Source organism: Halorubrum sp. C191, assembly GCF_002727095.1.
GTDB lineage: Archaea > Halobacteriota > Halobacteria > Halobacteriales > Haloferacaceae > Halorubrum > Halorubrum ezzemoulense.
Genome location: NZ_NHNZ01000090.1, coordinates 1 through 24,460, shown reverse-complemented (window position 1 = coordinate 24,460; position 24,460 = coordinate 1). Strand labels below are relative to the sequence as shown.

Sequence of the window (24,460 nt, the reverse complement as noted above, 5' to 3'; positions counted from 1 at the left end):
TCCCCGTCCCGCCCCGCGCTCTCTGACCGTCGTCTCCCCACATTCCCGGCGATTCCGGACGTCGGTGATCGTTCGTCTCGTTTTATTCGTAGTATAACAACTGAACCGGACGATTCGGCGATTCGGGCGACCCTTGTCGAAGAAGATACTGTTATCCGGCTTCCTCCGCTACGGAGTCGCATGTTTACCGATCGCTCCCGCCGACCGACCCGGAATTCCGGCGTCGGCTCGGCACCCGCCGTCCCGCTCGCCCGCCGCCGACCGCTCGCCGGAGACCGACCCTCTCGGACCCGCGACGGGGTAGCCGCATGCGCGTAGTCGCGAAGTTCGGGGGAACGAGCCTCGGCAGCGGCGACCGGATCGAGCGCGCGGCCGACTCGGTCGCGAGCGCGGTCGCGGCCGGCCACGAGATAGCGGTCGTCGCGAGCGCGATGGGGTCGACCACCGACGACCTCCTCGACGACATCACCTTCGAGACGGACGACGCCGACCGCGCGGAGATCGTCTCGATGGGCGAACGCACCAGCGTCCGCATGCTGAAGGCCGCGCTGTCCGTCCGCGACGTCGACGCCGTCTTCCTCGAACCCGGCCACCCGGACTGGCCGGTCGTCACCAACGAACTCGGCGAGGTCGACGTGGCGGAGACGAAGCGGCGGGCGGAGGAGATCGCGGCCGATATGGACGGCGTCGTCCCGATCATCACCGGGTTCCTCGCCGAGGACCACGAGGGCAACGTCACCACGCTCGGGCGTGGCGGCTCGGACACCACCGCCGTCATGCTCGGCAACTACATAGACGCCGACGAGGTCGTGATCGTCACCGACGTGGAGGGCGTGATGACCGGCGACCCCCGCGTCGTCGAGGGCGCGCGCAACGTGGGCGAGATCACCGTCGACGAGCTGCGCAACCTCTCTTTCCGCGGCGCCGAGGTCGTCGCGCCGTCTGCGCTCTCGTACAAGGACGAGGGGCTCGCGGTTCGGGTCGTCCACTACCAGCACGGTGACCTGCTCCGCGGCGGCACGCGGATCGAAGGCGAGTTCGAGAGCCTGATCGACATGCGCGAGGAGCCGCTCGCGTGTCTCACCATCGCGGGGCGAGCCATCCGCAACCGCCCGGGGATCCTCTCGGAGCTGTCGAACGCGCTGCGCGCCGAGGAGGTCAACATCGACGCGGTCGCGTCCGGCATGGACTCGGTCACCTTCTACGTCGATGTCGACATCGCCGAGACCGCCGAGGCGCTGCTCCACGAGGCGGTCGTCACCGACGAGGCGCTCTCCTCCGTCACCGTCGCCGACCCCATCGCCGTGATCCGCGTCACGGGCGGCGAGCTCCCCAACCAGTCGGGGGTCATTCAGGACATCATCGCGCCCATCGCGGACGCCGGAATCAACATCATCGACCTGATCACGAGCGCCACCTCCGTCGCGGTGTTCGTCGACTGGGACGACCGAGAGGAGGCCCTCGAAATCGTCCAAGAGCGCTTTGACTAAGCCTCGCGGGGATCGACGACCGCGACTCTGACCGGATCGGTGGCTGCGACCCTGACCGGATCGACGACCGCAACCCTGACCGGATGGGCGGCTGCGATCCTGATCGGATCGGCGACCGCGACCCTGACCGGATGGGCGGCCGCGGTCCTGACCGGATGATAAACCCCGAAGCGTCCGCCTCAGCCGCTTTCCGCCGGATCGAACCGGTACCTCGTCGTCGCCGTGCCGTCGATCCGCGGCCCGGATCCCGCCGCCTCGAAGCCGAACGCCTCGACCACTTCCGGACCGACCCCGTCGGCGGGGACGATGACTTCGACCGACATTCCCTCTCGTTTCGCGAAGCCGACCGGCTCCTCGAACAGCCGCTCGACCGCGGCCGCGGTGCCCTCGAAGTTCGTCACGTGAACCGTCCCGTCACGCACGTCGAACGCGACGAATCCGGCGACCGCGTCGACCGGGGTGTCGTCACCGCCGTCACCGTCGCCGCTCGGCTCCGACGGCGAGGGCGCTCCCCCCGATTCCGACCCGGCGTCGTCTGTCACCGCGACGCGAACCGACCGGTCGTGGATCATGTTCCGAGCGACGCCGCGGGGTCGGCCCGTCATCGACCCGACGGCCGCGGCGTCGGCCTCGACCGCGTCACGAACTCGCATACGTCAGTACTCTCGGCCGACGGCATAAAATCGCCGCACGGTTGGCGTCGACCGGATGATTTTAACGACGGGCGGACGGATTGTCTCGCATGTCCAAATCGACCCAGATCGTGGTTGGCACGGTCGGCGTTTCGGCCGTCCTCTCGGTGCTCATCATCCTCTCGTACGTCCTCGGCTGATGTTCTCGCCCCGGGCGCTCGACGACGATATTGAAGCGGTCCGCGATCACTACGCACCGGGATCGCCGGTCCTCGACGTCGAGTCCGACTTCGAGACCCTCCCGCCGGCCGCCGCGGAGGACCTCGGCCTCTTTGTCGACGCGCTCGACCCCGCGTCGTACCCCGCCGAGTGGCTTCCCGAGGCGGTCCCGGACCTGCTCGGCAAGCACGCTGGCCCGGCGTTCACCGTCGGACTCCCCGGCGACGGGACGGTCGTCCGGACCGCACAGACCGATCCGCCCGCGGTCCTCGTCAAGCGACGTGCGGAGGGGACGCCCGAAGACTTCCTTGCCTTCCTCGTCGCCGAGCGGCTAGTCCAGATCGACTGCGACCCGGCTCCGGGCGCAGTGAGCGGCGGAGACTCGACCGGGCTCCCCGAGACGTTCCTCCCCTTCTTCGGCGAGCGCTACCGCGACCTCGACGCGGCGATCCGCCGCCCCGACCCGGAGACGGGCGCGTCGACGACGGGATTCGGACCGGCGGACGTGTTCCAGGTTGCGAACGCGCTGTTCGACGCGTGGGTCGGCCTCCACACCCGCGACACGTTCGCGTCGTGGGAGTCGGAGCACCCCCGGCTGTACGACGCGTGGGTCGACGCCGGCAAGCGGCTCTCCGGCCGGCTCGGTGAGCTCTCCGGCGAGGTCGCGCGCGGCGACACGGAGTTCCCGAGCGCGACGGAGTACGCCTGCTCGGCGGTCAAACACGACCTCGACCTCCCGGCGCCGTACGCCGCCCTCGACACGACCGCCTACCGGGACCGCGGGGCCGCCTACGCCGTGGCGTGGACAGAGAAGACGTTCGCGGCGCTCCTCGACGAGAGCTGACGCTTCCTCGCGGCGGCAGACCGCCGCTCAGACGTCTACGACGACGTTCCCGTCCCCGTCGAGGTCGATGACGCCGTCGAACAGGTCGCGGAACCGGTCGAGCGTCGCGACCTCGTGGACCTCTTCGGAAAGGTGGAAGATACCGACCGCGTCGTGCTCGTCGAGGAGGTCAAGGATCTCGCTCGCGGCGTCGTACACCGCGTCGTCGTCGGCGTAGTAGGCCATCTCGGTGAGCGAGTCGACCGAGACGCGCCGCTTCCCCTCGTTCTCGGTGAGGAACCGCTCGACGCGGTCGACGACGCCGTCGAGGTCGTCCGGCGCGGAGACGTAGTAGACGTCGTCGGCGGTCCGTCGCGAGTAGCCGCGCTCGACGGAGAGCGTGTCGAGGATCGTCGCCTTCGTCTCGTCGACGTCGTAGTACTCCAGCTTCTGTTCGACCTCGCGGGCGGTCGTCCGGGTCGAGACGACGAGGAACGCGTCGGTGTCGGTCTTCAGGAAATCGGTGTCGATCCGGTCCGTCTCGCCGATGCTCGGGTGGACGAGCAGGAGTCCCGTGCCACCCGGTATCGCTTCCGGTCCGTTCTCGATCGCGAGCGAGTAGTCCATGGGATCGGCAATCACGCGACCGACTTAACGGTGCGGTCGACGGGCTAATAATTAAGTCAAATAGAATACACCTGTGGTTGAGCGAATGAGCGATACGTCTTCTGGGACATACGACGCTGTCATCGTCGGCGGATTCTCCGGCGTCGTCACCACGATACTCGCCGTCCGTGAACTCCAGAACGTTGATCTGTAAGTCGACCCGCTGGATCCGGACGGGTTGGGTGGCCTCAGCATCACCGGATACTTTTCGATTCGCACTACGCTCACGTTCTCGACGGGGTCGCTACTTCTCCCCCCGCGTTCATTTTCGTCCGGGGAAACGCCCCCTCGCGGTTGGTCTCTGTGATCGCCGCCGGTTTCGTCGGAACGATTCTCGTTTCGTTCCTCTACCCGACTCGACTGACCAATAGAAGGCCCAACAGCACAGCGACTCGAGATTGGAGGAACTCCGAAAAGAGCATCCGACAGGCGAAACTGACGCCCTCAACTACTCGAAAATCGAATCCAGTGACGAAAACATGGAATTACTGAATCGAATGGAACTAGACAGAGTCCGTCGGGAGTAGCAGGACTACCAAAATCTATGGCTCTATCCGTTTCAAGTGAGTAGCCTCCTGAAACTGATCTCGTCGCTCGTTCTCCCGATCCTGTTCCTCGTAATTGATTCGTACGTACTCTGCGTCTCCACCGCATTCGCCCCCTTCGTTTCATCTGGAGATCGCCGTCACGGACCGATGAGTTGTGACAAGTCTCGATCCTGCGTTCAAACGCGTCGGTCGGTTTTTTTGCCCCGCCCGTCGTCGGTGCGTTCGATGCCCGGGCACGACTCCGCGCGCGACATCTACCGGCAGGCGGTCCCGGTGATAACCGTCAGCCTGATCGCCGGGCTGTTCGCGGGGACGATACTCGCCTCCGACGCCATGCGCGCGAACATCGCGGAGGTCCCCGGGCTCCTCCTGTTGCTCCCGGCGTTCCTCGCCACCCGCGGGGGAGTGTACGGCTCGCTCGGCGCCCGGCTCTCGACCGGGCTCCACCAGGGGATCATCGAACCGCGGTTTCAACCCGACCGGCGACTCACGAACGCGGTCGTTGCCTCCTTCCTGAACGGAATGACCGTCTCCGTGTTCATCGCGGTCGTCACCTACGCGACGCTCGTCTTGTTCGGTGACGGCGGGAGCCTCTTCCAGCTGGTCGGCGTGATGGTCGTCGCCGGCTTCCTCTCGGCGGTGCTGATGATCACGGTGCTCATCGCGGTCATCTTCCTCGGCTACCGCCGCGGGCTCGACCCAGACAACGTCATCGGACCGGTGGTCACCACGCTCGGCGACGTGTTCGGGGTGTTCTTCCTCTTGGTCGGCGTCGCCGCCGTGGGGGCGCTGTCGTGACCGACCCCGAGTCCACCGCGGTCGACGAGTGGTCGGTCCGACGGATCGTCCGGACGATGATCCCCCTGCTCGCCGCGCTGTCGGTGCTTCAGCTCGTCTCGGGGACGGTACTGGAGACGTACGAGGCGGTACTGCTCAGGTACCCGGCCCTGCTAGTCCTCGTTCCCGTCCAGATCGGGACGGCCGGCAACCTCGCGTCGATCACCTGCTCGCGGCTCACGACCCAGCTGTACCTCGGGACCTACGAGCTCAGCCCGTCGAACCCGGCCCTCCGGGCGAACACGGGCGCGGTGTTCGGGCTCGCGGCGACCGTCTTCGGCGCCGTGGGAGTCGCCGCGTGGGCGATCGGGCTCGCGCTCGGCGGGTCGCTCGCGCTCGGCCGGGTGCTGCTGATCTCGTTGGTCTCCGGGCTGTGCCTCGCGGTCCTCGTCGTCGTCGCCAGCGTCGCCGCCGTCGAGGTGTCCTACCGCGTCGGGCTCAACCCGGACGACACGACGATCCCCGTGGTGACGAACCTCTGTGACATCGCCGGCGTGCTGATCCTCTTCGCGGTCGTCTCGGTCGTGCTGTGAGGCCGGAGCGAGCGGCACGGCGCGACCGCGGCGCCGTGACCGCGACAGCGCGCCACGCCCCTCTCAGAACACGCTGTCGGCGGTCGCAGCGCCGACGACGCTGAACATCGCGCCGACGGCGACGGCCTTCGCCGTCGTCGCCACCACCGCGCCGTCGCCGATCCCACCCTCGACGAGGAACGTCTGCGGGGCGTCGAAGATCAGCGCGAGCAGGAGCACGGACCCGAACGCCACCGTCATCAGCGAGACGAAGCGGGTCGGGATCCCGACGAAGTCCGGCTCCTCGTCGACGTCGCGTCCGGTGTCGGCCCGGTACAGCGCGGCGTACCCGATCAGTCCGACGAGCGCGGCGGTCACACCGGCTTGGACCCAGTTCATCCCCGCGGCGAGCTCCCAGACCTCCGCGGTGACGACGAACGGCCCCGCGAGCAGGAAGCCGCCGACCGACTGCTGGGCGATGTCGGCCACCCGGAAGTTCGGTCGGCGGAGCGCTCGCGGTCGCTTCATACCCACTGGCGGGAGCGGAGCCGGTAAAACACCGCCGTTTTTCACCGCTCTCCCCGTTCGGCCGGTATGAGCGTCCGCGAGGAGTTCGACGAGTGGGCGGCGAGCGGGAAGGACCGCGGGATGGAGGACCGCCACTGGCACACCGCGAAACACGTGTTGGCCCGCATGCCGGCCGAGGCGGGCGACGCCGTCCTCGATCTGGGGACCGGCTCCGGCTACGCGCTCCGCGCGCTCCGCGAGCGGGGGATCGACCGCGGCTACGGCCTCGACGGCGCCCCTGAGATGGCCAGCAACGCCCGCGAGTACACCGACGACGACGCGGTCGGCTTCCTCGTCGGCGACTTCGACGAACTCCCCTTCGCCGACGACTCCTTCGACCACGTCTTCTCGATGGAGGCGTTCTACTACGCGGCCGACCCGGTCCACACCCTCGAAGAGGTCCGCCGCGTGCTGAAGCCGGGCGGTACCTTCTACTGCGCGGTGAACTACTTCGCGGAGAGCGAGACGACCCACGCGTGGCAGGAGAACATCGCCGTCGAGATGACGCTGTGGAGCCGCGAGGAGTACCGCGAAGCGTTCCGCGAGGCCGGCCTGTACGTCGCCGAGCAGGACGCGATCCCGGACCGCGAGACCGAGATTCCCGACGCCTCCGAGTTCCCGACCGAGGGGTACGAGACGCGCGAGGCGATGGTGGACCGCTACCGGACGTGGGGGACGCTGCTGACGGTCGGTGTGGCTCCCTGAGTCGGTCCGTCGGGATTCGACCTCCCGTGGCGGCCGGTGCGAGACGAACAGTTGATCTCCCAACCGTTTTACCGAGTCCCACAGTCGTCTCCCTCAATGGACGTCCGCCGTGCCCTCCTCGGCCGTCCCGACGGTCGCTTCCGTATCGCCGGCACCGTCGGTCTCGTGTTCGTCTTTGCGTTCGTCCTCTACGCCGCCTACTGGCGGTCGAACGCGGCGTACGGTGCGAGTACGGAGGTGACCACCCAACTCGGTGCCATCCGCGCGGTCGCCCCGGAGATCAGCGACATCGGTCACTCGCGTGCCACCGCCGTCCTCTACCTGCCCGCCGCGGCGATCGCTATCCTCGTTCAGTATCACGGTGGCGCCGCCATCTACACGCTCGCAGCGGGGCCCGCCATCCCGGTCGCGTCGGCTCTCGCGCGTGCGGCGTTCAGCCCCTTGCCGGACGTACTGGAGATGGAGGTCCTCGGCGTCACGCTTCCGACTCACCTCCGGCTCGGCCTCGCGGTCGGCGCCTTCGCCGTCGTCGTCGGTTCTGCCCTCCGTCGATTGAGTCCCCCGAGCGAGCGTTCAGCGTCGGAACGCTTCTTCGGCTCGTCGGGGGAGCGGCACAGAGCGGTTGTCGTCATCGCTGTCGCCGCCGTTCTCTCGGTCCCGTCCACGTTCTGGTTATATGCCTCCTATCCGACCTACCAGCCGTTCGGGTACGCCGTGTTCGGGGCTCCGATCGCGGCGCTCGTCTACTGGTACCGGGGCGGGATCGCACTCGCGTGGCTCGGTGACGCCGCGGCCGTCTTGGGACACGCAACCGCGATCGCGTTTATCGCCGATTCGCCCGACTACGTCCTCGATCCGGCCTTCTTCGTTCCCGCGCTCGCCGTTGCGACCGCGCTCGGGTCGCTCGGCGCGGGCGTCGCCGTCGGCTTTCGAGGACTGTACGTGGTCGTCAGCCGCCGGGACGCTGTAGGGTCGGGATCGCACGGGGGGTAGGTCGCGAGACGGCGCCCTTGGTCTGCCCCCGGCCGCCAGCGACTCGCGCGCGCAGCTCGCGGCCTTCGCTTCGCTCCGGCCGCTCACCGACACGCGCCGCCGCGCGTTCTTCCGCTATGTTCGGCCCGTTCCGACGGTTTAAATCGAGGCGAGGCCCAGACTCCGGTAATGGAACCGAGTTCGCTCTCCGGGCTCCCCGCGGGCGTCGGCGAGGCGCTCGAAGCGGAGGGCGTCGCGGAGCTGTATCCGCCGCAGGAAGCGGCGGTCGAGGCGGGCGTCACCGACGGCGAGAGCCTCGTCGCGGCGGTCCCGACCGCGTCCGGCAAGACGCTGATCGCCGAGCTGGCGATGCTCTCCTCCGTCGAGCGCGGCGGCAAGGCGCTGTACATCGTCCCGCTGCGCGCGCTCGCCAGCGAGAAGAAGGCCGAGTTCGAGCGCTGGGAAGAGTTCGATGTGACGGTCGGCGTCTCCACCGGCAACTACGACTCCGACGGCGAGTGGCTCGCGAGCCGGGACATCATCGTCGCCACCTCGGAGAAGGTCGACTCGCTCATCCGCAACGGCGCCCCGTGGATCGACGATCTCACCTGCGTCGTCAGCGACGAGGTCCACCTCGTCGACGACTCCCACCGCGGCCCCACCCTCGAAGTGACCCTCGCGAAGCTCCGCAAGGTGAACCCCGGCCTCCAGACGGTCGCGCTCTCGGCGACCGTCGGCAACGCCGACGTCATCGCGGACTGGCTCGACGCCGAACTCGTCGAGTCCGACTGGCGACCGATCGAGCTCCACACCGGCGTCCACTTCGGCAACGCGATCAACTTCGACGACGGGAGCCAGCGCGAGGTCCCAGTCGAGCGCGGCGAGGACCAGACCGCGAAGCTCGTCGCCGACGCCCTGGACACCGAGGAGGACGGCCAGGGCGGCTCCTCGCTCGTCTTCGTCAATTCGCGGCGCAACGCCGAGTCGTCGGCCCGCAAGCTCACCGGCGTGACGGGGCCGCGGCTCACTGGCGACGAGCGCGACCGCCTCCGCGAGCTGGCCGAGGAGATCCGCGGCGTCTCCGACACCGACACCTCCGAGGACCTCGCCGACGCGGTCGAGGAGGGGTCGGCGTTCCACCACGCCGGCCTCGCGAGCGAGCACCGCAGCCTCGTCGAGGACGCCTTCCGCGACCGCCTCATCAAGTGCGTCTCCGCGACGCCGACGCTCGCGGCCGGCGTCAACACGCCCGCGCGCCGCGTGATAGTCCGCGACTGGCGGCGTTACGACGGCGAGTTCGGCGGGATGAAACCGCTCGACGTGCTCGAGGTCCACCAGATGTGCGGCCGCGCGGGCCGCCCCGGCCTCGACCCCTACGGCGAGGCGGTGCTGCTCGCGAACAACGCCGACACCCGCGAGGAGTTGTTCGAGCGGTACGTCTGGGCCGAGGCCGAACCCGTCCGCTCGAAGCTCGCCGCCGAGCCCGCCCTCCGCACCCACGTCCTCGCGACGGTCGCGTCCGGCTTCGCCGCCACCCGCGACGGGCTCCTCTCGTTCCTCGACAACACGCTCTACGCCACGCAGACCGACGACGAGGGGCGGCTCGCGGCGGTCACCGACACCGTCCTCGACTACCTCGAAGTCAACGGCTTCGTCGAGCGCGACCGCGACGGCGGGAGCGAGGGCCTCGCCGCGACCGGGATCGGTCACACCGTCTCGCGGCTCTACCTCGACCCGATGAGCGCGGCCGAGATACTCGACGGGCTTCGGACCGTCGCGGACGACGGGTCCGGGCCTGTCGGATCCGCGGACGCGGACGGCGAGTTCGTCGCGGCCGACGACCTGACCGCCGACGCCGACGACCCCGGGTTCACCACGTACACTCGCGCCGGCGAGGACGAACCGGACGACCCCGCCTCAGAGGGGCCGGCGTCGGCCGGCGACGCCGCCCCGGCGGTCACGCCGCTCGGACTCTACCACCTCGTCAGCCGGACGCCCGACACCTACGAGCTGTACCTCAAGTCGGGCGACCGCGAGGAGTACACCGAGGTCTGCTACGAGCGCGAGGCGGAGCTGCTCGGCGACACCCCCTCCGAGTACGAGGACGTGCGCTTCGAGGACTGGCTCGCCGCGCTGAAGACGGGGCGCCTGCTCGAAGACTGGGCTAACGAGGTGGACGAGGACCGGATCGCGGAGCGGTACGGCGTCGGCCCCGGCGACATCCGCGGGAAGGTCGACACCGCCGAGTGGCTCCTCCGGGCGGCCGAGACGCTCGCGCGCGACGTGGAGGGGATCGACGGCGACACCGTCGTCCAGGTGCGCGAGGCCCGCAAGCGGCTGGAGTACGGGGTCCGGGAGGAACTCCTCGACCTCGCGGGCGTCCGCAACGTCGGTCGGAAGCGCGCCCGCCGCCTCTACGAGGCAGGCATCGAGAGCCGCGCCGACCTCCGCGAGGCGGACAAGGCGGTCGTCCTCGGCGCGCTGCGGGGCCGCGAGCGAACCGCCGAGCGCATCCTGGAGAACGCCGGCCGCGAGGACCCCTCGCTCGACGGCGTCGACCCCGACAGCTCGGCCTCCGCGGCGGCGACCGCGGGCGCGGACGCCGACGGCGACGGCGACGGACAGGCCAGCCTGGGTGATTTTGGATGACCGACTCCGCGGCCGGCGGCGACGGGATGCCAGCGCCCGACCCCGGGGTCAGCATCGTCGCCGGCACCTTCGCGATCGACGACCTCGACGCGTTTCTCGCGGACCTCGACGCGATTGCGGCCGATACCGGCGCGGTCGTCCAGGCGTTCGACGCCGACCTCGTCATCTCCGCGACGCACCTCCGCGAGGCGGCGCGACTGGCGGCGCGGGCGATCGCTCGCGGCGAGGCCGTCGCGCGCGACCCGGGCGTCGAGGTCCTGCTGTACGCGGCCGGGCGCAGGCAGATCGACCGCGCGCTCGAACTCGGCGTCTCGGAGGGCGAGCGCGCCGCGGTCGTCCTTGTCGCGGACTTCGGTGACGTGTCCGGCGCCGACCGCCCGTCCGCGGACCTCGACCAGGCGACCGAGTCCGTTCGCGAACTCACCGCCGACTCGCGCACCGACCCCGACGACTCCGGGCTTCCGGTCGACTTCGACGAGGAACGGGTGCGCGAGTTCTACGGAGTCACTGATCGCGAACTCACCGCGACTACCGGCGGTCTCGCCGATGTCGTCCGCGAGCGGGTCGCCCTGCTGGACGTCGAGAAGTGACGGCCGCCCGCTCATCGGTACCCCTTCGTTTCAACTGGAAACCACGAGACGTGGACGCCACTCCGTTCCACTCGAAACGAGACCGAGAGAAGTAGTCCATCCTGGATTCGAACCAGGGTCGTTGCCCCCAGAAGGCAACAGGATTGGCCACTACCCCAATGGACTGCGCACCTACAGATAGCCAGTACGTGTTTGTAAGCGTTGCGCGTTGCGGTCGCCGTGCGATCGGTTGACGAGCATCGGCGGGCGCCGGCGGGCGTCGCTGCCCGCCCCCACTGTTGTCTCGCTGTCCTGTCCCCACTGTTGTCTCGCTGTCCTGTCCCCACTGTTGTCTCGCTGTCCTGTCCCCACTGTTGTCGTCGCCGTCCCGTCCCCACTGTTGTCGTCGCCGCCCCGCCGTCACCGCCCCGCCGTCGCCGGCGGCAGATCATGAAGAGGGCATCTCGCCCACGGATCGCGTTCGTGCGCATATCGATGCGCTTTATGCGACTCGATACACACGAAAATGTATGTACGTCGGACGATTCGTCGTCGTCGCGCCCGGCATCGGCGGCTACCGCGTCTCTTCGCGCTCGTTCCCGAACCGCCGCGTCCGCGACCGCGGCGGGACACTCACCGTCGGCCCGACCGCGGACGCGCCGGAGACCGACAACCCCTACGTCTCGTACAACTGCGCTCGCGCGGTCGAGACCCCGACCGAGGAGCCGCTGGCGGTCCTCGGCAACGGCTCGCACGTCGACCCGATCGCGGAGAAACTGGAGCGCGGGTACCCCGCGCGCGACGCGCTCGCCTCCGCGCTGCTCGCGCTTGACTACGAGAAGGACGACTACGACACGCCTCGCGTCGCCGGCGTGGTCGGCGCTGAGTCGGCGACGATCGGAACCGTCCGCCGCGACGCGCTCCTCGTCGAGGCCGTCGAGGAGCCGACCGTCGTCGCGACCTACGAGACGGACTCTCCCGAGCCGTACGACCTGACCGCGACCGACGCCGAGCCCGTCGCGACCGAACTGCTCGGCGCCGACCTCGAACACCCGGTCTGCGCCGCGGGCGCGACCGTCGACGCCGACGGCGTCTCGCTCGCGTTCGACAACGGCGGCGACTGAGCGACGGACGACTGGGCGCTGCCCACGGCGCGGGCTCGGCGTCGGCGTCGCTCGCGCTGCCGCCCGGCTTTCCGTCTCCTAACGTTCGCCTTTCCGCCCCCCGACACGCGGCCTTTCGCTTGCCGATCCTCGCCTTTCCGCCTCCCGACGCCTTTTGCCTCCCCCGTCCGACCCACACCCATGGAGCCGATCACCGCGGCCGACTACCACGACATCGCGGTCCCGTCCGACCCCCGGATCTCGCCGGGCGACGACCGTGTCGCCTTCGTGCGCCGACAGCCGAACGACGACGACAGCTACGAGGCGACGGTGTACCTCGTCGACGCAGCGGGCGAGGGCGAGCCGCGCCGCCTCACCCTCGCCGAGGGCGCCGACGCCGAGCCGCGCTGGAGTCCCTCGGGCGACCGCATCGCGTTCACCTCCACCCGCGGCGCGGCCGACGACCGCCAGCAGCTGTGGGTCCTCCCGCTCGACGGCGGCGAGGCCCGTCGCGTCACCGACGTGGTCGGCGGCGTCTCGTCGATCGCGTGGTCGCCCGACGGCGAGCGGATCGCCTTTGTCCAGTCCGTGACCGCCGACGACCGCGAGGCCGACCGCGACCTCGCGGTGCCGGACGACTACGAGCCCGAGGACCATCCCGACCCGCGCGTCATCGACCGGACCGTCTACCGCGCCGCCGAGCGTCACTTCGACGGCCGACGCCCCGGCGTGTACGTCGTCGACGCCGACGCGACGGTCGGCGGCGTCACCGACCCCGACCCGGCCGAGTCCGGCGCGGTCGACCGAGTCACGGACCGGGAGGCCGACTTCGCCGCGCCGTCGTGGGGCGACGCCGACACGCTGTACTACACCGAGGCGGTCGGCGACGACCCCGACGACTCCGTCGAGATCGCGATCCACGCCCACGACCTCGACGCGGGCGAGGCCGAGCGCGCCCACACCACGACCGGGTGGGGCGCCGACCTCGCGGCGACCGCGGACGGCCGCGTCGCGTTCACGCATGCGGAGCCGAAGCAGGTGTCGATGCAGCCGACGGACCTCCGCGTCCTCGACGTCGAGTCGGGCTCGGTCACCGACCTCACCGGCGGTGTCGACCGGGGCCTCGGCCGCGGGACGACCCCGCAGTGGGGGCCGGCCGACGAGACGCTGTACTTCGCGACGCCTGACGAGGGGCAGACGGCGCTGTGGCGGGTCCCCGCAGACGGGAGCGAGACGCCCGAGCGCCTGCTCCGGCCGGGGACCGTCTCGGGCGCGACCGTCGGGGGCGACGCCGACGCGGGTCCCGAGTCGGTCACCGTCGCGTTCGCCGCCAGCGAGTGGGACCACCCGGGCGACGCGTTCGCCTACGACGCTGCGGCCGACGAGACGACCCGCCTGACCGACCTGAACGCCGACTACCTCGACGAGCGCGCGGTCGGCGAGCCCGAGGAGCTTCGCTTCGAGTCCGACGGCGTCGAGATCCAGGGGTGGTTGCTGACCCCACCGGTCGAGGCCGGTGACGCCGAGTCCGCCGACGCGGACGGTCAGTACCCGCTCGCGGTCGAGATCCACGGCGGCCCGCACGCGATGTGGTCGACCGCCGGAACGATGTGGCACGAGTTCCAGACGCTCGCGGCCCGCGGCTACGCCGTCTTCTGGTCGAACCCCCGCGGCTCGACCGGCTACGGCGAGGCGTTCACGCAAGCAATCGAGCGCGACTGGGGCGCGATCACGCTCCGCGACGTGATGGCGGGCGTCGAGACGGTCGCCGACCGCCCCCAGATCGACGACTCGAACGCGTTCGTCACCGGCGGCTCCTTCGGCGGGTTCATGACCGCGTGGGCGGTCGGGCAGACGGACTACTTCCGCGCGGCCGTCTCCCAGCGTGGCGTCTACGACCTCACCGGCTTCTACGGGTCGACCGACGCGGCGTACAAGCTCGTCGAGGGCGACTTCGACACGGTGCCCTCGGCGGAGCCGGAGTGGCTCTGGGAGCAGTCGCCGACGGGCCACGCCGACGCGGTCGACACCCCGACCCTGCTGATTCACTCCGAGGACGACACCCGGACGCCGATCTGTACGGCGGAGCTGTACCACCGGCTCTTACGGAAGAACGGCGTCGACACCCGATTCGTCAGGTACCCCCGCGAGGGCCACGAGCTCTCGCGGTCCGGCGAGCCCGCGCACGTCGTCGACCGCATCGAGCGGATCGCCCGCTGGTTCGACGGCTACTCCGAGCACCACGACGCCGAGCGCGCGCTCGACCGCCCTGAGGACGACGGGCTGAGCGCCGGAGAAGAGCCGGAGGACTCGGCGGAGTCCGAGACGTAGTCGCCGCGAGCGACGCGATCAGCTCTCGTCCGGCTCGAACCCGTCGATGGCGTCGTGGACGTCGGCCACCCACTCGTCGAGGGCGTCGTGGAGCCGGCGCTTGGCCTCCGGCACGGGCGTCGCGGTGTACTGGTAGACGTAGCCGCCGGAGTCGAGCAGGCGGCGGCGGCGCTCGACGAGCCCCTTCTCGCGGAGCGTCGACAGCGAACGGTTCACGTTCGAGCGGTCCCGGTCGAGCGCGTCGGCGAGCTCCGACACGGTGCTGCCCGGGTACTCTAGCAGCGCAAGGTACGCGCGGCTCTCGTGGTCGCGCACGCCGAAGACACAAGAGAGGACGTGTTCGAAGGAGGGAGAGCCGTCGCCGACGAGGTCCTCGATTTCGGGGTTGCTCATGCGGGCCGATTCGTGCGCGGCGAGGTTAAATGCCGGTTTCTCCGACTCGGGGTGGTCACTCCTTGGCGGCGTACCCCATCTGGTCGATACAGCCGCGCATCCCTGACTCGTCGGCGTGCCGGTGGAGGTTCGTCGGCGTGTCGCAGTGGTACGTCTCCCCGTCGTATCGGAGGGCGACCTCGTGGTTGGCGCCCGCGACCTCGACGTCGACGAGGATCCGCTGCCCGTCGTTGAGCGCGTCGATGAGTTCGTCCACGGACAGCTCGCCCGCCTCGACTCGGAGTACCTCGCTCATGAGCTCGATTCAGCGGTGAGCGAGTTAAAGACGACCGATGTGGCTCCGCGTTCGCGACCGCCCGACACGCTCCGCCTCACGTCGTCGTCGAGTCCGGCCCGCCCTCCTCGGCGGGCGGCTCGACGCCCTCGGCGGCCGCGACCTCGTCGGTCCGCTTCTCGGTCTCGACGTGCCAGCGGTCGATTTCGGACTCGTACTCGTCGAGGACCGCCGACACCTCCGATTTCAGCTCGTCGTCGTTGACGTTCACCTCGAAGACGAACGTCTCGCCGTCCTCGGCTCGGGCGACCTCCTGGATGTTGGCGCTGACGAGATCGTTGTCGAAGTAGTACGGCGCCACTTGAGTCATCACGTTCCGGTAGACGGCGTCCTCCACCTTCCGGATCGCCTTCCGACCGGCCGAGTCGGCCGCCCGGGCGACGTGTCCGATCGACTCGCCCCAGCTTTCGCGGGCGCTCTCGGTGTCGTTCTCCTCGACCTTCTCGTAGGACTCGGTGAGCTTCTCGCCGGCCGTCTGGAGGTCGTCGCCCGGCGATTTTCCCGCGCGCTCGCCCTCTCCCTCGTCGACGGACGCCTGCGCCGCGGTCTTCTCCGAGACATCCTCGTCGATGCGCTCGTGGGTCTTGGGACGCCACTCGTCGAACTCGTAGTAGGCGTCGCTGTTGACGCCCACCTCCCGGAGCGCCAAGGCGATCCGCTCGCCGTGTTCGACGACGTCGCCCCAGTCCCCGCGCACCTTGAAGCCGGAGATGCTCTCTTCCATCGGTTGCCCTCATTACGGAACGGAGGGGTATAAGTCTCTCCGAACTGACGGGACTCGGCCGCTCAGTTCGCCGGCCGGAACCGCTACGGCGCGCGCCTCCTCGGCCGGGGCCGCTACGACGCTCACCTGCCGTACGCGATCCGGCGCGCGACCGCGTCGAGCCGCTCTTTAACTTCGCCGAGGTAGCCGGCCGGCGACGCGCGCCGGACGGCGGACTCGTCGACTTCGATACGCTCGCCGCGGAACGGGTCGCGCTCGGCGCGCTCCTCGGGGGACTGGTCTTTCGCCACCGCCCCCACGACCGTCGACATCGAGCAGCGGCCGCAGGCCTCCGCCTCGACCGCGCCGTCCGCCTCGTCTCCTTCGTCTGTCATGGTCTCTCACATCACACGACGTGGTCCTCCCGGTTAAAACTCCGCCTCGGGAAAACGACGCCTCGGGGGCGCTCGCGCCCGCTCCGCTCCCGACGCCCTTTTCACTCGCTCCGTGGAATGCGTTCCCATGGGATATCGTGTCGTCGACGTCGACTCGGTCGACCCGGAGCCGGACCGGCCGTGCGAGTGTCGAAAGCTGTCCGATTCTGGAGGGCTCGACGCCGCGGCGATCAACCGATTCAGGGCCGCCCCCGGCGAGCAGCTCCCGCTGGCGTACCACTACCACGAGACCCAACAGGAGGCGTTCTACGTGCTCGACGGCACCCTCGCGATCGAGACCCCCGACGAGACATACGAGGTGCCCGCGGACGACCTGTTCGTCGTCGACCCGGAGAGCCCCCAACGGGCGTACAACCCGGCCGACGCCGACGCTCCCGTCACCGTGCTGGCGATCGGTGCGCCCCCGGCCGACGGCGACGCGGTCGCGTACGAGCCCGCCGATGAGTGAGCGTGCCGAGCCGGAGGCGGACGGCGAGGGGGGTGCCGACGCCGCGGACCCGGCGGGGGCCGACGACCGCCGCGCCCCCGAGGAGCTGCCGGTGGAGATTCGCGAGGCCGTCCCCGAGTACGACGACGAGTACCTCGACCGCGTCTCCGACCGGCTGATGTACAGCTACGACCTCGACCGCGACGCCGTCGTCGACGGCGAGCGCTTCGAGATGACCGCCGAGATGCGGGTACGCAATCAGAAGCAGTTCCTCCACCCGGCGCTGAGCTACGCGGACCACGACATGCGGGAGTACGTGTACGTCCGCCGGGTGTCGATCCCGAGCGTCGGGGAGCTAGAGCGACTGGTCGAGTTCGCTCACGACGTCGCCGACGAGCGCGTCGAGGGCCACGAGGAGCACTACGGCACGGACGTCACCGTCGTCGTCGTCGCCGACCGTATCCCGGACGACGTTGCCGACTTCGTCGCCGGGTTCAGCGACCGCNNCGACCGCGAGGCACTCGTCGCCAGCGAGAACGCTGACACCGCGGCCGCGTTCCGGCTGTGGGAACGGGTCGACTCGCCGGACGAAGGGTTCTTCTCGCGGTTCGCGAAGCGCTTCTGGCGCTGACCGTCGCCGGTCGTTCGGAAAAAACCGCGCCGAACCGGGCCGATCTCAGTCAGTCGTCGCTCGGTTCTGCGGCCGCTCCGCTGTCGCTCCGCACGGTCGTGATGTTGTCGTAGCCGATCCGCACCAGCGACAGGGCCAGGTAGATGAGGACGAACGCGAGCCCCATCTGGACCACCGCCGATATCTGGCCGCTGAGTCCGGCCACGTTACCGAGGATGAGCTTCTGATAGAGGTTGTCCCACAGCGCCACCCACGACAGCCCGAGAACGGTGATCGTCACCATGATCGTCATCGGGACGCCGGTGGAGGCGAGCTGCTTGGACTCGTCCCAGTTCGCGAGCCAGACCGTGCCGGCGAGCAGCGCCAGCGCCGCGAGAAGCTGGTTCGCGCCACCGAACAGCGCCCACAGCGTCACCCACTCGCCGGAGATGACGAGCAGGTACGCGACGAGCGACTGGACGGCCGGATTCGTGTACCGGCCCTTGGCGATGCTCCCGAGGTCGGCGGAGAAGCCCGTCGTCGTCCCGCTCCCGGTCGTTCCGACGATCTCTTCCATCATGTACCGACCGAGCCGCGCCGCGGTGTCGGTCGAGGTGAGCAGGAAGCTCACCAACACGAGCGCCATGAACGGCGCGCCGACGCCCTGCGGGATCCCGAGGCTGGTGAGGATGATCCCCCCGCCGGTCGCGAAGTTCGGCAGCGCGCCGCCGATGCCGCCGCCCGCGGCCGCCGTGGTCGCCCCGGCCACCGCGAGCGTCGAGATGGCGACCGACGCGAGCAGCCCCTCACCGAGCATCCCGCCGTAGCCGATGAGGCGAGCGTCGCTCTCCTTGTTCAGCTGTTTTGCCGTCGTCCCGGAGGACACCAGCGAGTGGAACCCGCTGATGGTTCCGCAGGCGATTGTCACGAACAACAGCGGGAAAAGCGGCGTGATACCCCGGGTATCGACGGCCAATTCGCTACCGAAGAAGCCCATGTACGCGCCGATGGAGGGATCGACGGTCAGCGGCTGGGCCGAGGTGCCGAGCAGCGTTCCGACGATAATCGCGAGCAGCGCGCCGCCGACTCCCGAGTAGAGGAGGAACGACGACAGGTAGTCGCGGGGCTGAAGCAGCACCCACACCGGGAGCGCGCTCGCCAGTGTCGCGTAGACGAGGATGACCGGCACCCACGCGGCGACGTTCGGCTGGAGGATGGCGTCCGCACTCATCACCGCTCCGGGCAGCCACCCGCCGTTACCGAGGAACTCGAAGAGGACGATGGTCCCCTGGGGGAACGCCCCGGACTCCACCGCCGGGAACAGCGCGATCGGGTACTGGATACCGAGCCAGACGCCCGCGAACACGCCCGCGACGAACACCACCGTCCCCGGGAGGAACGGGCCGTCGAGCTGGTACAGGTAGACGCCGAACAGGAACGCCAGCGCGATGTACACGAGGCTCGCCGTCGCGGCCGAGGGGAACGCGTTCAACACGATCCCGACGACCAAGGCGAACACCGCCACCACGAGGATGATGGTGAGGAACGCGAACCACAGCAGCATGTCCTTGCCGCGTTCGCCGACGTACTCGCCGATGATGTAGCCGATCGACTTCCCCTCGTGTCGCATCGACCCGGACAGCGAGATGAAGTCGTGGACCGCTCCCATCAGCGGATTGCCGATGGCGACCCACAACAGCGCCGGCACCCAGCCCCAGATGGCTCCAGCGGTGATCGGACCGACGATCGGCGCGCCGCCCGCGATACTTGAGAAGTGATGCCCCAACAGAACCGGCTTCTTCGCCGGTACGTACTCTTGGCCGTCCTCGTACTTGTGTGCCGGCGTCTCCCGCTCGTCGTCGAGATCGACGAAACGAGAGAGGTACCGCGAGTACCCCACGTATCCCACGGTGAACGTACTGAGCACGGCGACGACGATCCAAATTATACTTGTCATAAGGTCCCTGCCTCGTGGTATCGATTCACTATGTCGAACTTAAACGTTATCTTCGTTCATGACGATCGACGACTCCCCCGGATCGAGTAACGCTACTCACCGTCGAAACGAAGTTAATTTCTCTGACTAATAGGTAAAATCTGCCCAGATCGCCCGTCGACCCACCTCGCGCGCACCCGGACGGACCGCAGCCGCCGCGCGCGATCGAGTCGGATCGCCGCGCGCGCTCTCCCAGCTCGCGGCCGCGCGCTCGACTCCGACGGATCTACGGCTCCACGTCGAGCGACGCGGCCACGTCGGCGAGCACGTCCCCCCGGACCTCCGTCGTGCGCGACTCGATCTCGGCGACGAGCGGCGGGTCGAACCCCTCGCGGACCTGCGCGAGCCGCTCGCGCTCGGTCTCGACCTTCTCGCGGAGGTAGCGCGCTCCGCGCCCCTGCTCTCCCTCGTCGGGGGACGGCGTGAGCTTGTTCGCCACCAGCCCGCGGACCCGCAGGTCTCGCTCGGTGAACGCCTCGATGGCCCGTTCCGTCTCGTTGACCGAGAGCTGGTCGGGGTTCAACACGAGGAAGAAGGCGGCGTCTGTGCGCATCGTCTCGCCGGCGTACTCGAAGAACTCCTTGCGCTCGTTGAGCCGCTCGATCACGGGGTCGCCCTCCAGCAGGCGCCGGGGCTCCATGTCCCCGATCGCCGCCTTCTCGAACAGGTCGATCGACTGCTCGCGCTTGTACAGCAGCCGGTCGATCCAGTCGCCGAGGAACTCAGGGAGCCCGAGCAGCCGGAGCGTCGACCCCGTCGGGGCGGTGTCGAACACGACCCGGTCGTACGGCTCGCTCTCCGTGCGCATCACGTCGACGAACGCGTCGAACAGCGCCGACTCGTACGCGCCCGGCGTCCCGTGGGACATCTCCAGCTGGCGGTTGATCTCCGAGACCATCGCGGCCGACACCTGCTCCGAGAGCGCCTCGCGGATCTCCGTTAGGTGCCGCTGCATCTCGTCTTCCGGGTCGATCTCCATCGCGTCGAGCCCGTCGACGTCCGCGACCGACTCGGGCTCGTCGCCGAACCGCTGGTCGAACACGTCCGACACCGAGTGGGCCGGGTCGGTCGAGACGACGAGCGTCCGGAGACCGTCTCGCGCGCAGCGGTGGGCGTACGCGCACGAGACCGTGGTCTTGCCGACGCCGCCCTTGCCGCCGAAGAAGACGAACTGCTCCATCAGTCGCGGCGTGAGTGTCGTCCGGTCATCAGAAGTGGTACTGCTGCCCCTTCCGCTCTAGCAGCGTCTCGCGGTCCCACAGTCGCCGCTCCCACGCCTCGAACTCGTCTTCGAGGTACGGGAGCAGCTCGGCGGTGTAGTACGACACCGGCGACGGGATCCCGAACGCGTCCGGGAAACACGCCAGCATGAATTCGTCTTCGGCGTCCTCGGCCTCCTTCTCGATCTTCTCGTAGGCCGGGTGCGTGATCATCCCGTGGTACAGGCCCCGGACCCACTCCTCGAGGACCGCCCGGAACCGCTCGATCCGGTCTGCTACTGTCATCATTCCTCATGACACTCTTCCCCTGTTAAAACCTGTCGCGGTCCGGGCCGCCGAGGGGCGGACCGCGGCCGGATCGGCCTCGGCGGTCGCGGCGTCAGGCGGCGTTCCCGTCCGGAAGTTCGCCCGACGCCTCGTCGTTGTCGTCGCCGTCGTCGTCCAGTTCCGGGTGGTCCTCGCTACCGGGGCTCGGCGTGTGGATGTCGCTGTCGAGCGATCCCCAGACGAGATACAGCATCGCGGCGACCATCAGCACCGTCACCGAGACGCTGACGAGCGACACGGCGGAGGCGGACAGAACCATATCGCGAGTACGACGACCGCGGCGTATCAACGTATCGGCTCGGACCGGTCCGCGTCGGTCTCACCCCCCGGGCCGGCCCCGCGCGCCGCCCGGTTTTCGCCCCGCCGCCCGAGTTTCCGTGTGTCGGCCGGGGGTTCAAGAGCGTCGTGTCCGATCCGCCCGTATGGACGACCGCATCCCGGTGACCGTGCTCTCGGGGGGACTCGGCGCGGGTAAGACGACGCTTCTGAACCACCTGCTCCGGAACGCCGGCGACCGCGACATCGCGGTCCTCGTCAACGACATGGGGGACGTGAACGTCGACGCGGACCTGATCGCCGAGGAGTCCGAGGTCGATGTCGAGGGCGTCACGGAGCTGTCGAACGGCTGTATCTGCTGTGAGCTTCAGGACGACCTCGAAAGCGCCGTGGTGCGGCTCGCGAACGAGCGCTCTTTCGACGCCCTGGTCGTCGAGTCTTCGGGCATCTCGGAGCCCGCGCCGGTCGCGCGGCTGTTCACGACCGAGTCGCGCGCGGCGGCCCGGTACCGGGTCGACGCGCTGGTGACCGTGATCGACACGCGGCAGTTCCTCGACGCGTTCGCGGGCGACGAGACGCCGGAGCGGCGCGTCGATCCCGACGCCGGCGCCGGGGCCGCGACCGGCGACGAGGACGACGCCGACCGGCCGCTCTCGGACCTCCTCGTCGAGCAGGTCGAGGTATCGAACCTCGTGGTGTGTAACAAGGCGGACCTCTGTACCGACGCGGAAATCGACGAGGCGGTCGACCTCGTGGGCGCGCTCCAGCCCGACGCGGAGACGGTCGTCACGGAGTTCTCCGCGGTCGACCCGGACCGGATCCTCGGCGTCGAGCTGTTCAACGAGCGGGAACTCGGCGAACTCCCCGGCTGGAAGCGCGCGCTCGCCGAGGTCGACGACGCCGACGCCGACAGCGGGACGGACGACGACCACGCTCACGACGGCGACCACGGCCGCGACGGCGACCACGCCCACGACCACCGCCACCCCGACGAGGTGTACGGCGTCACCTCCTTCACCTACCGCCGCCGGCGGCCGTTCCACCCGGACCGACTCGCCGCTCTCCTCCGAGACCTCCCCGCCGACGTGGTCCGCTCGAAGGGGACGCTGTGGGTCGCAGGCACCGACCAGCGCCAGCAGGTCGGGCAGGCGGGTCGGTCGGTCCGCGTCGAGGCGCTCGGCCCGTGGATCGCGAGCCTGCCGTCGGTCGAGCGCGATATGCTCCGCTCGAACCGCCCGAAGCTAGAGTGGGACGACGACCACGGCGACCGCCGGACCGAGTTCGTCGTCATCGGCACGGGAGTCGACGAGGCACCGCTCGTCGACCGGCTCGATGACGCGCTTCTGACCGACGACGAACTCGCGGAGCTCGGCGACCCGGGGATCGGTGACGACCCGGTCGACGTCGGCCCAGCCCCGTTCCCGAGCGAGCAGGGCGCCGAGGTCGCGCTCCGGGAGCCGTAACCCCTCGACGCGACCGGCGGTCGGCGATCAGCAGGCGCAGTCGCCCCCGGTCGCGCGGGCGAACCGCATCGGGTCGCCGCAGTCGGGACACGTCGGCGTCCCCTCCGCGTCGCGGTCGAGCCCCTCGTCGTCGACGTCGACGTCGCGGACGCGGACGCCGCAGTCGTCGCACCAGTACGCCCCCTCGGAGCCGTCGTCGCCGGCGGCCCCGGGTGCCGTCCCCGTCGACCCCGCCAGCGCGTCGGTTACCGTCTCGAAGATGCCCATATCGTAATGATCCGCATCGATCATCTTAGTCCCCCGGTGTCGTGTAACCGATTCGCACAGCCGACCCGCGGAGGCCGCCCCGCGCTCGGCGCCCCGTCACAGCAGCGGCAGCGTGAGCGCAAGGAACGCGATCCCTAGCACGACCCCGGCGTACAACAGGCGTTCGAACCGGAGGTCGGCCGGGAGCGCCCCGGCACCGACCGGAGGCGCGGACCGGACGAGCTGTCGGTACGCGACGATGGTCACTCCGACGAACCCGAGCGCCGAGAGGGCAAGCGCGGCCGAAAGCGACAGCCCGTAGGCGAGGCCGTACAGCGGCCCGAACGAGAAGACCAGCGCGAACGCGAGCCCCGTCGTCACGAGGAAGGGGATCGGATCGATGGGGTCCCCGCGTCGGTTGCGGAGGTGGACCGGGCCGATCATGAGGGCCGTACGGCCCGAACGGACAAGAGCTAAGTGGCGCACAGCCGCGAATCCGCGTATGAGTGCCGAGGAGCGCACGGACGAGGGAGGCGACGAGGCCGGGATCCGCGAGGGCGTCGAGCGCTCCTCAGGCGATCCCAAGGTGCTGCTCGCGATGAACGCCGTGCTCTCGGCGTGGTTCGCCTGGATGATCGTCTGGGGGCTCGACTTCGTCGGGACGGCGACGCTGTCGCTCCGGAACGTCGCGACCCTCGCCGTGATCCTCTTCGCGGTGACGTACGTCGTCGCGCTCCGCTAGGTGCGGTCGCCGGAGGGGGCTGCCCTCTGGTCGCGGTCCGGCGAGCGCTCGATTCGCCACGTTTTAAGACCGTTCCGGGCGCGGTTCCGTATAATGACGATCGAAGACCGCGACGACGCGTACCTCATCACGCACGCGCTGGCGACGGACACCCTCTCGCGGCTGCGCGACGCCGAGACGGAACAGGTGGCGTTCCGGAAGGGCCTGGTGAAGCTTGGGCGGATCTGCGGCTACGAGATCATCGACGGCGCGATGGAGACGGAGTACGTCCCCGTCGAGACCCCGCTCGCGGAGACGACCGGCGAGCGCGTGAAAGGACTCGACGACGTGGTGATCATCAACGTCCTCCGGGCCGCGACCCCCTTCGTCGAGGGGCTGTTGAAGGCGTTCCCCCGCGCGAAGCAGGGCGTCATCTCCGCCGGTCGCGACGAGGCGGCCGGGATGACCGACGACGGCGAGTTCCCGATCACCATCGACTACGTGAAGCTCCCCGAGATCCGCCCGGAGGACACCGTCATCGTCGCGGACCCGATGCTCGCGACGGGATCGACGATGGCCGCCGTCCTCGACCACGTCCTCGACGAGGCCGACGACTTCGAGGACCTGTTCGTGCTCTCCGCGGTCTCCGCGCCCGCCGGCCTCGTC

At 69.4% G+C, this 24,460-nt stretch carries 28 protein-coding genes and 1 tRNA gene; 15 read left to right on the top strand and 14 right to left on the bottom strand.

What is annotated here, in order from left to right:
• Window positions 1–308 precede the first annotated feature (308 nt).
• Window positions 309–1,490, top strand: coding sequence for an aspartate kinase (locus Z052_RS07840; protein ID WP_049931970.1), 1,182 nt, complete (start codon window positions 309–311; stop codon window positions 1,488–1,490).
• A gap of 179 nt (window positions 1,491–1,669) precedes the next feature.
• Here the strand turns inward: Z052_RS07840 and Z052_RS07835 are convergent, their stop codons facing one another.
• The gene (locus Z052_RS07835; RefSeq protein ID WP_049931971.1) at window positions 1,670–2,143 is read right to left on the bottom strand and encodes a hypothetical protein; all 474 of its coding nucleotides are present in this window, start codon (window positions 2,141–2,143) and stop codon (window positions 1,670–1,672) included.
• A gap of 178 nt (window positions 2,144–2,321) precedes the next feature.
• Between Z052_RS07835 and Z052_RS07830 the strand changes: the two genes are divergently transcribed.
• On the top strand, window positions 2,322–3,185 hold the full coding sequence (locus tag Z052_RS07830; protein ID WP_086216142.1) for a hypothetical protein: 864 nt from the start codon (window positions 2,322–2,324) through the stop codon (window positions 3,183–3,185).
• 27 nt (window positions 3,186–3,212) lie between these two features.
• Here Z052_RS07830 and Z052_RS07825 read toward each other — a convergent pair whose 3' ends face one another.
• Window positions 3,213–3,791 (bottom strand): hypothetical protein, encoded by a 579-nt coding sequence (locus Z052_RS07825; RefSeq protein WP_049931973.1) that lies wholly within the window; start codon window positions 3,789–3,791, stop codon window positions 3,213–3,215.
• A gap of 812 nt (window positions 3,792–4,603) precedes the next feature.
• Here Z052_RS07825 and Z052_RS07820 point away from each other — a divergent pair.
• Entirely contained in the window at window positions 4,604–5,176 is a 573-nt protein-coding gene (locus tag Z052_RS07820) for a magnesium transporter (RefSeq protein WP_049931974.1), read from the top strand.
• Window positions 5,173–5,748 (top strand): magnesium transporter, encoded by a 576-nt coding sequence (locus tag Z052_RS07815; protein ID WP_049931976.1) that lies wholly within the window; start codon window positions 5,173–5,175, stop codon window positions 5,746–5,748. Before Z052_RS07820 ends, Z052_RS07815 begins: the two co-directional genes overlap by 4 nt.
• 63 nt (window positions 5,749–5,811) lie before the next feature.
• On the opposite strand, the gene Z052_RS07810 is transcribed toward Z052_RS07815, so the two are convergent.
• Window positions 5,812–6,255 (bottom strand): hypothetical protein, encoded by a 444-nt coding sequence (locus Z052_RS07810; RefSeq protein WP_049931978.1) that lies wholly within the window; start codon window positions 6,253–6,255, stop codon window positions 5,812–5,814.
• 66 nt (window positions 6,256–6,321) lie between these two features.
• Between Z052_RS07810 and Z052_RS07805 the strand changes: the two genes are divergently transcribed.
• From Z052_RS07805 to cgi121, 4 genes are all read left to right on the top strand, one after another.
• Window positions 6,322–6,999 carry a class I SAM-dependent methyltransferase gene (locus Z052_RS07805; RefSeq protein WP_049931979.1) on the top strand — a complete coding sequence of 226 codons (678 nt, stop codon included), beginning with the start codon at window positions 6,322–6,324 and terminating at the stop codon, window positions 6,997–6,999.
• A 96-nt stretch (window positions 7,000–7,095) separates the two neighbouring features.
• Window positions 7,096–7,992, top strand: a complete 897-nt coding sequence (locus Z052_RS07800) for a hypothetical protein (RefSeq protein WP_089308529.1) — start codon at window positions 7,096–7,098, stop codon at window positions 7,990–7,992.
• Window positions 7,993–8,160: 168 nt separating this feature from the next.
• On the top strand, window positions 8,161–10,620 hold the full coding sequence (locus Z052_RS07795; RefSeq protein ID WP_099288954.1) for an ATP-dependent DNA helicase: 2,460 nt from the start codon (window positions 8,161–8,163) through the stop codon (window positions 10,618–10,620).
• On the top strand, window positions 10,617–11,210 hold the full coding sequence (gene cgi121 / locus Z052_RS07790) for a KEOPS complex subunit Cgi121 (RefSeq protein WP_099288953.1): 594 nt from the start codon (window positions 10,617–10,619) through the stop codon (window positions 11,208–11,210). Before Z052_RS07795 ends, cgi121 begins: the two co-directional genes overlap by 4 nt.
• A gap of 92 nt (window positions 11,211–11,302) precedes the next feature.
• Here cgi121 and Z052_RS07785 read toward each other — a convergent pair.
• Window positions 11,303–11,375 (bottom strand) — tRNA-Gln (locus Z052_RS07785).
• A 344-nt stretch (window positions 11,376–11,719) separates the two neighbouring features.
• On the opposite strand from Z052_RS07785, the gene Z052_RS07780 reads away from it, so the two are divergent.
• Window positions 11,720–12,313 (top strand): IMP cyclohydrolase, encoded by a 594-nt coding sequence (locus tag Z052_RS07780; protein WP_086216688.1) that lies wholly within the window; start codon window positions 11,720–11,722, stop codon window positions 12,311–12,313.
• 180 nt (window positions 12,314–12,493) lie between these two features.
• A complete protein-coding gene (locus Z052_RS07775) occupies window positions 12,494–14,623 on the top strand; it encodes a S9 family peptidase (RefSeq protein ID WP_099288952.1) in 2,130 nt (709 codons plus the stop codon).
• A gap of 18 nt (window positions 14,624–14,641) precedes the next feature.
• Here Z052_RS07775 and Z052_RS07770 read toward each other — a convergent pair whose 3' ends face one another.
• From Z052_RS07770 to Z052_RS07755, 4 genes are all read right to left on the bottom strand, one after another.
• A complete protein-coding gene (locus Z052_RS07770; protein ID WP_099288951.1) occupies window positions 14,642–15,016 on the bottom strand; it encodes a helix-turn-helix domain-containing protein in 375 nt (124 codons plus the stop codon).
• A gap of 55 nt (window positions 15,017–15,071) precedes the next feature.
• Window positions 15,072–15,311, bottom strand: coding sequence for a hypothetical protein (locus tag Z052_RS07765; RefSeq protein ID WP_049931988.1), 240 nt, complete (start codon window positions 15,309–15,311; stop codon window positions 15,072–15,074).
• Between the two features lie 76 nt (window positions 15,312–15,387).
• Window positions 15,388–16,074, bottom strand: a complete 687-nt coding sequence (locus tag Z052_RS07760; RefSeq protein ID WP_094495121.1) for a DUF5828 family protein — start codon at window positions 16,072–16,074, stop codon at window positions 15,388–15,390.
• A 122-nt stretch (window positions 16,075–16,196) separates the two neighbouring features.
• Complete coding sequence (locus Z052_RS07755; protein WP_086220242.1) at window positions 16,197–16,448, bottom strand: hypothetical protein; 252 nt, start codon at window positions 16,446–16,448, stop codon at window positions 16,197–16,199.
• A gap of 127 nt (window positions 16,449–16,575) precedes the next feature.
• On the opposite strand from Z052_RS07755, the gene Z052_RS07750 reads away from it, so the two are divergent.
• Window positions 16,576–16,956 (top strand): cupin domain-containing protein, encoded by a 381-nt coding sequence (locus Z052_RS07750; protein ID WP_049931992.1) that lies wholly within the window; start codon window positions 16,576–16,578, stop codon window positions 16,954–16,956.
• Window positions 16,949–17,566 (top strand): hypothetical protein, encoded by a 618-nt coding sequence (locus Z052_RS07745; protein WP_099288950.1) that lies wholly within the window; start codon window positions 16,949–16,951, stop codon window positions 17,564–17,566. The genes Z052_RS07750 and Z052_RS07745 overlap by 8 nt, the downstream gene beginning before the upstream one ends.
• Before the next feature lie 49 nt (window positions 17,567–17,615).
• Here Z052_RS07745 and Z052_RS07740 read toward each other — a convergent pair whose 3' ends face one another.
• From Z052_RS07740 to Z052_RS07725, 4 genes are all read right to left on the bottom strand, one after another.
• Window positions 17,616–19,502 (bottom strand): carbon starvation protein A, encoded by a 1,887-nt coding sequence (locus Z052_RS07740; protein WP_049931995.1) that lies wholly within the window; start codon window positions 19,500–19,502, stop codon window positions 17,616–17,618.
• A gap of 265 nt (window positions 19,503–19,767) precedes the next feature.
• Complete coding sequence (locus Z052_RS07735; RefSeq protein WP_049931997.1) at window positions 19,768–20,721, bottom strand: TRC40/GET3/ArsA family transport-energizing ATPase; 954 nt, start codon at window positions 20,719–20,721, stop codon at window positions 19,768–19,770.
• Between the two features lie 28 nt (window positions 20,722–20,749).
• Window positions 20,750–21,046: a hypothetical protein gene (locus Z052_RS07730; protein ID WP_049932143.1), complete on the bottom strand. Its 297-nt coding sequence runs from the start codon at window positions 21,044–21,046 to the stop codon at window positions 20,750–20,752.
• Window positions 21,047–21,140: 94 nt separating this feature from the next.
• Entirely contained in the window at window positions 21,141–21,347 is a 207-nt protein-coding gene (locus Z052_RS07725) for a hypothetical protein (protein ID WP_049931998.1), read from the bottom strand.
• A 163-nt stretch (window positions 21,348–21,510) separates the two neighbouring features.
• On the opposite strand from Z052_RS07725, the gene Z052_RS07720 reads away from it, so the two are divergent.
• Window positions 21,511–22,827, top strand: a complete 1,317-nt coding sequence (locus Z052_RS07720; RefSeq protein ID WP_099288949.1) for a GTP-binding protein — start codon at window positions 21,511–21,513, stop codon at window positions 22,825–22,827.
• A 27-nt stretch (window positions 22,828–22,854) separates the two neighbouring features.
• On the opposite strand, the gene Z052_RS07715 is transcribed toward Z052_RS07720, so the two are convergent.
• Together Z052_RS07715 and Z052_RS07710 are read right to left on the bottom strand one after the other, a co-directional pair.
• Window positions 22,855–23,094, bottom strand: a complete 240-nt coding sequence (locus Z052_RS07715; protein WP_049932002.1) for a hypothetical protein — start codon at window positions 23,092–23,094, stop codon at window positions 22,855–22,857.
• A 96-nt stretch (window positions 23,095–23,190) separates the two neighbouring features.
• Window positions 23,191–23,517: a hypothetical protein gene (locus tag Z052_RS07710; RefSeq protein WP_049932004.1), complete on the bottom strand. Its 327-nt coding sequence runs from the start codon at window positions 23,515–23,517 to the stop codon at window positions 23,191–23,193.
• Between the two features lie 58 nt (window positions 23,518–23,575).
• Between Z052_RS07710 and Z052_RS07705 the strand changes: the two genes are divergently transcribed.
• Window positions 23,576–23,815: a hypothetical protein gene (locus tag Z052_RS07705; protein WP_086216696.1), complete on the top strand. Its 240-nt coding sequence runs from the start codon at window positions 23,576–23,578 to the stop codon at window positions 23,813–23,815.
• A gap of 93 nt (window positions 23,816–23,908) precedes the next feature.
• Window positions 23,909–24,460 (top strand): uracil phosphoribosyltransferase (gene upp, locus Z052_RS07700; RefSeq protein WP_099288948.1); only part of this gene is annotated, 552 nt, incomplete at its 3' end.

Bases quoted from the DNA above. Each gene is read 5' to 3' on its own strand.
- Z052_RS07825 (WP_049931973.1), bottom strand. From the start codon at position 3,791: ATGGACTACTCGCTCGCGATCGAGAACGGACCGGAAGCGATACCGGGT.
- Z052_RS07795 (WP_099288954.1), top strand. From the start codon at position 8,161: ATGGAACCGAGTTCGCTCTCCGGGCTCCCCGCGGGCGTCGGCGAGGCG.
- Z052_RS07715 (WP_049932002.1), bottom strand. From the start codon at position 23,094: ATGGGCATCTTCGAGACGGTAACCGACGCGCTGGCGGGGTCGACGGGG.
- Z052_RS07755 (WP_086220242.1), bottom strand. From the start codon at position 16,448: ATGACAGACGAAGGAGACGAGGCGGACGGCGCGGTCGAGGCGGAGGCC.
- Z052_RS07710 (WP_049932004.1), bottom strand. From the start codon at position 23,517: ATGATCGGCCCGGTCCACCTCCGCAACCGACGCGGGGACCCCATCGAT.
- cgi121 (WP_099288953.1), top strand. From the start codon at position 10,617: ATGACCGACTCCGCGGCCGGCGGCGACGGGATGCCAGCGCCCGACCCC.
- Z052_RS07830 (WP_086216142.1), top strand. From the start codon at position 2,322: ATGTTCTCGCCCCGGGCGCTCGACGACGATATTGAAGCGGTCCGCGAT.
- Z052_RS07770 (WP_099288951.1), bottom strand. From the start codon at position 15,016: ATGAGCAACCCCGAAATCGAGGACCTCGTCGGCGACGGCTCTCCCTCC.
- Z052_RS07780 (WP_086216688.1), top strand. From the start codon at position 11,720: ATGTACGTCGGACGATTCGTCGTCGTCGCGCCCGGCATCGGCGGCTAC.
- Z052_RS07740 (WP_049931995.1), bottom strand. From the start codon at position 19,502: ATGACAAGTATAATTTGGATCGTCGTCGCCGTGCTCAGTACGTTCACC.
- Z052_RS07705 (WP_086216696.1), top strand. From the start codon at position 23,576: ATGAGTGCCGAGGAGCGCACGGACGAGGGAGGCGACGAGGCCGGGATC.
- Z052_RS07765 (WP_049931988.1), bottom strand. From the start codon at position 15,311: ATGAGCGAGGTACTCCGAGTCGAGGCGGGCGAGCTGTCCGTGGACGAA.
- Z052_RS07720 (WP_099288949.1), top strand. From the start codon at position 21,511: ATGGACGACCGCATCCCGGTGACCGTGCTCTCGGGGGGACTCGGCGCG.
- Z052_RS07730 (WP_049932143.1), bottom strand. From the start codon at position 21,046: ATGACAGTAGCAGACCGGATCGAGCGGTTCCGGGCGGTCCTCGAGGAG.
- Z052_RS07810 (WP_049931978.1), bottom strand. From the start codon at position 6,255: ATGAAGCGACCGCGAGCGCTCCGCCGACCGAACTTCCGGGTGGCCGAC.
- Z052_RS07760 (WP_094495121.1), bottom strand. From the start codon at position 16,074: ATGGAAGAGAGCATCTCCGGCTTCAAGGTGCGCGGGGACTGGGGCGAC.
- Z052_RS07800 (WP_089308529.1), top strand. From the start codon at position 7,096: ATGGACGTCCGCCGTGCCCTCCTCGGCCGTCCCGACGGTCGCTTCCGT.
- Z052_RS07775 (WP_099288952.1), top strand. From the start codon at position 12,494: ATGGAGCCGATCACCGCGGCCGACTACCACGACATCGCGGTCCCGTCC.
- Z052_RS07840 (WP_049931970.1), top strand. From the start codon at position 309: ATGCGCGTAGTCGCGAAGTTCGGGGGAACGAGCCTCGGCAGCGGCGAC.
- Z052_RS07725 (WP_049931998.1), bottom strand. From the start codon at position 21,347: ATGGTTCTGTCCGCCTCCGCCGTGTCGCTCGTCAGCGTCTCGGTGACG.
- Z052_RS07820 (WP_049931974.1), top strand. From the start codon at position 4,604: ATGCCCGGGCACGACTCCGCGCGCGACATCTACCGGCAGGCGGTCCCG.
- Z052_RS07735 (WP_049931997.1), bottom strand. From the start codon at position 20,721: ATGGAGCAGTTCGTCTTCTTCGGCGGCAAGGGCGGCGTCGGCAAGACC.
- Z052_RS07805 (WP_049931979.1), top strand. From the start codon at position 6,322: ATGAGCGTCCGCGAGGAGTTCGACGAGTGGGCGGCGAGCGGGAAGGAC.
- Z052_RS07750 (WP_049931992.1), top strand. From the start codon at position 16,576: ATGGGATATCGTGTCGTCGACGTCGACTCGGTCGACCCGGAGCCGGAC.
- Z052_RS07835 (WP_049931971.1), bottom strand. From the start codon at position 2,143: ATGCGAGTTCGTGACGCGGTCGAGGCCGACGCCGCGGCCGTCGGGTCG.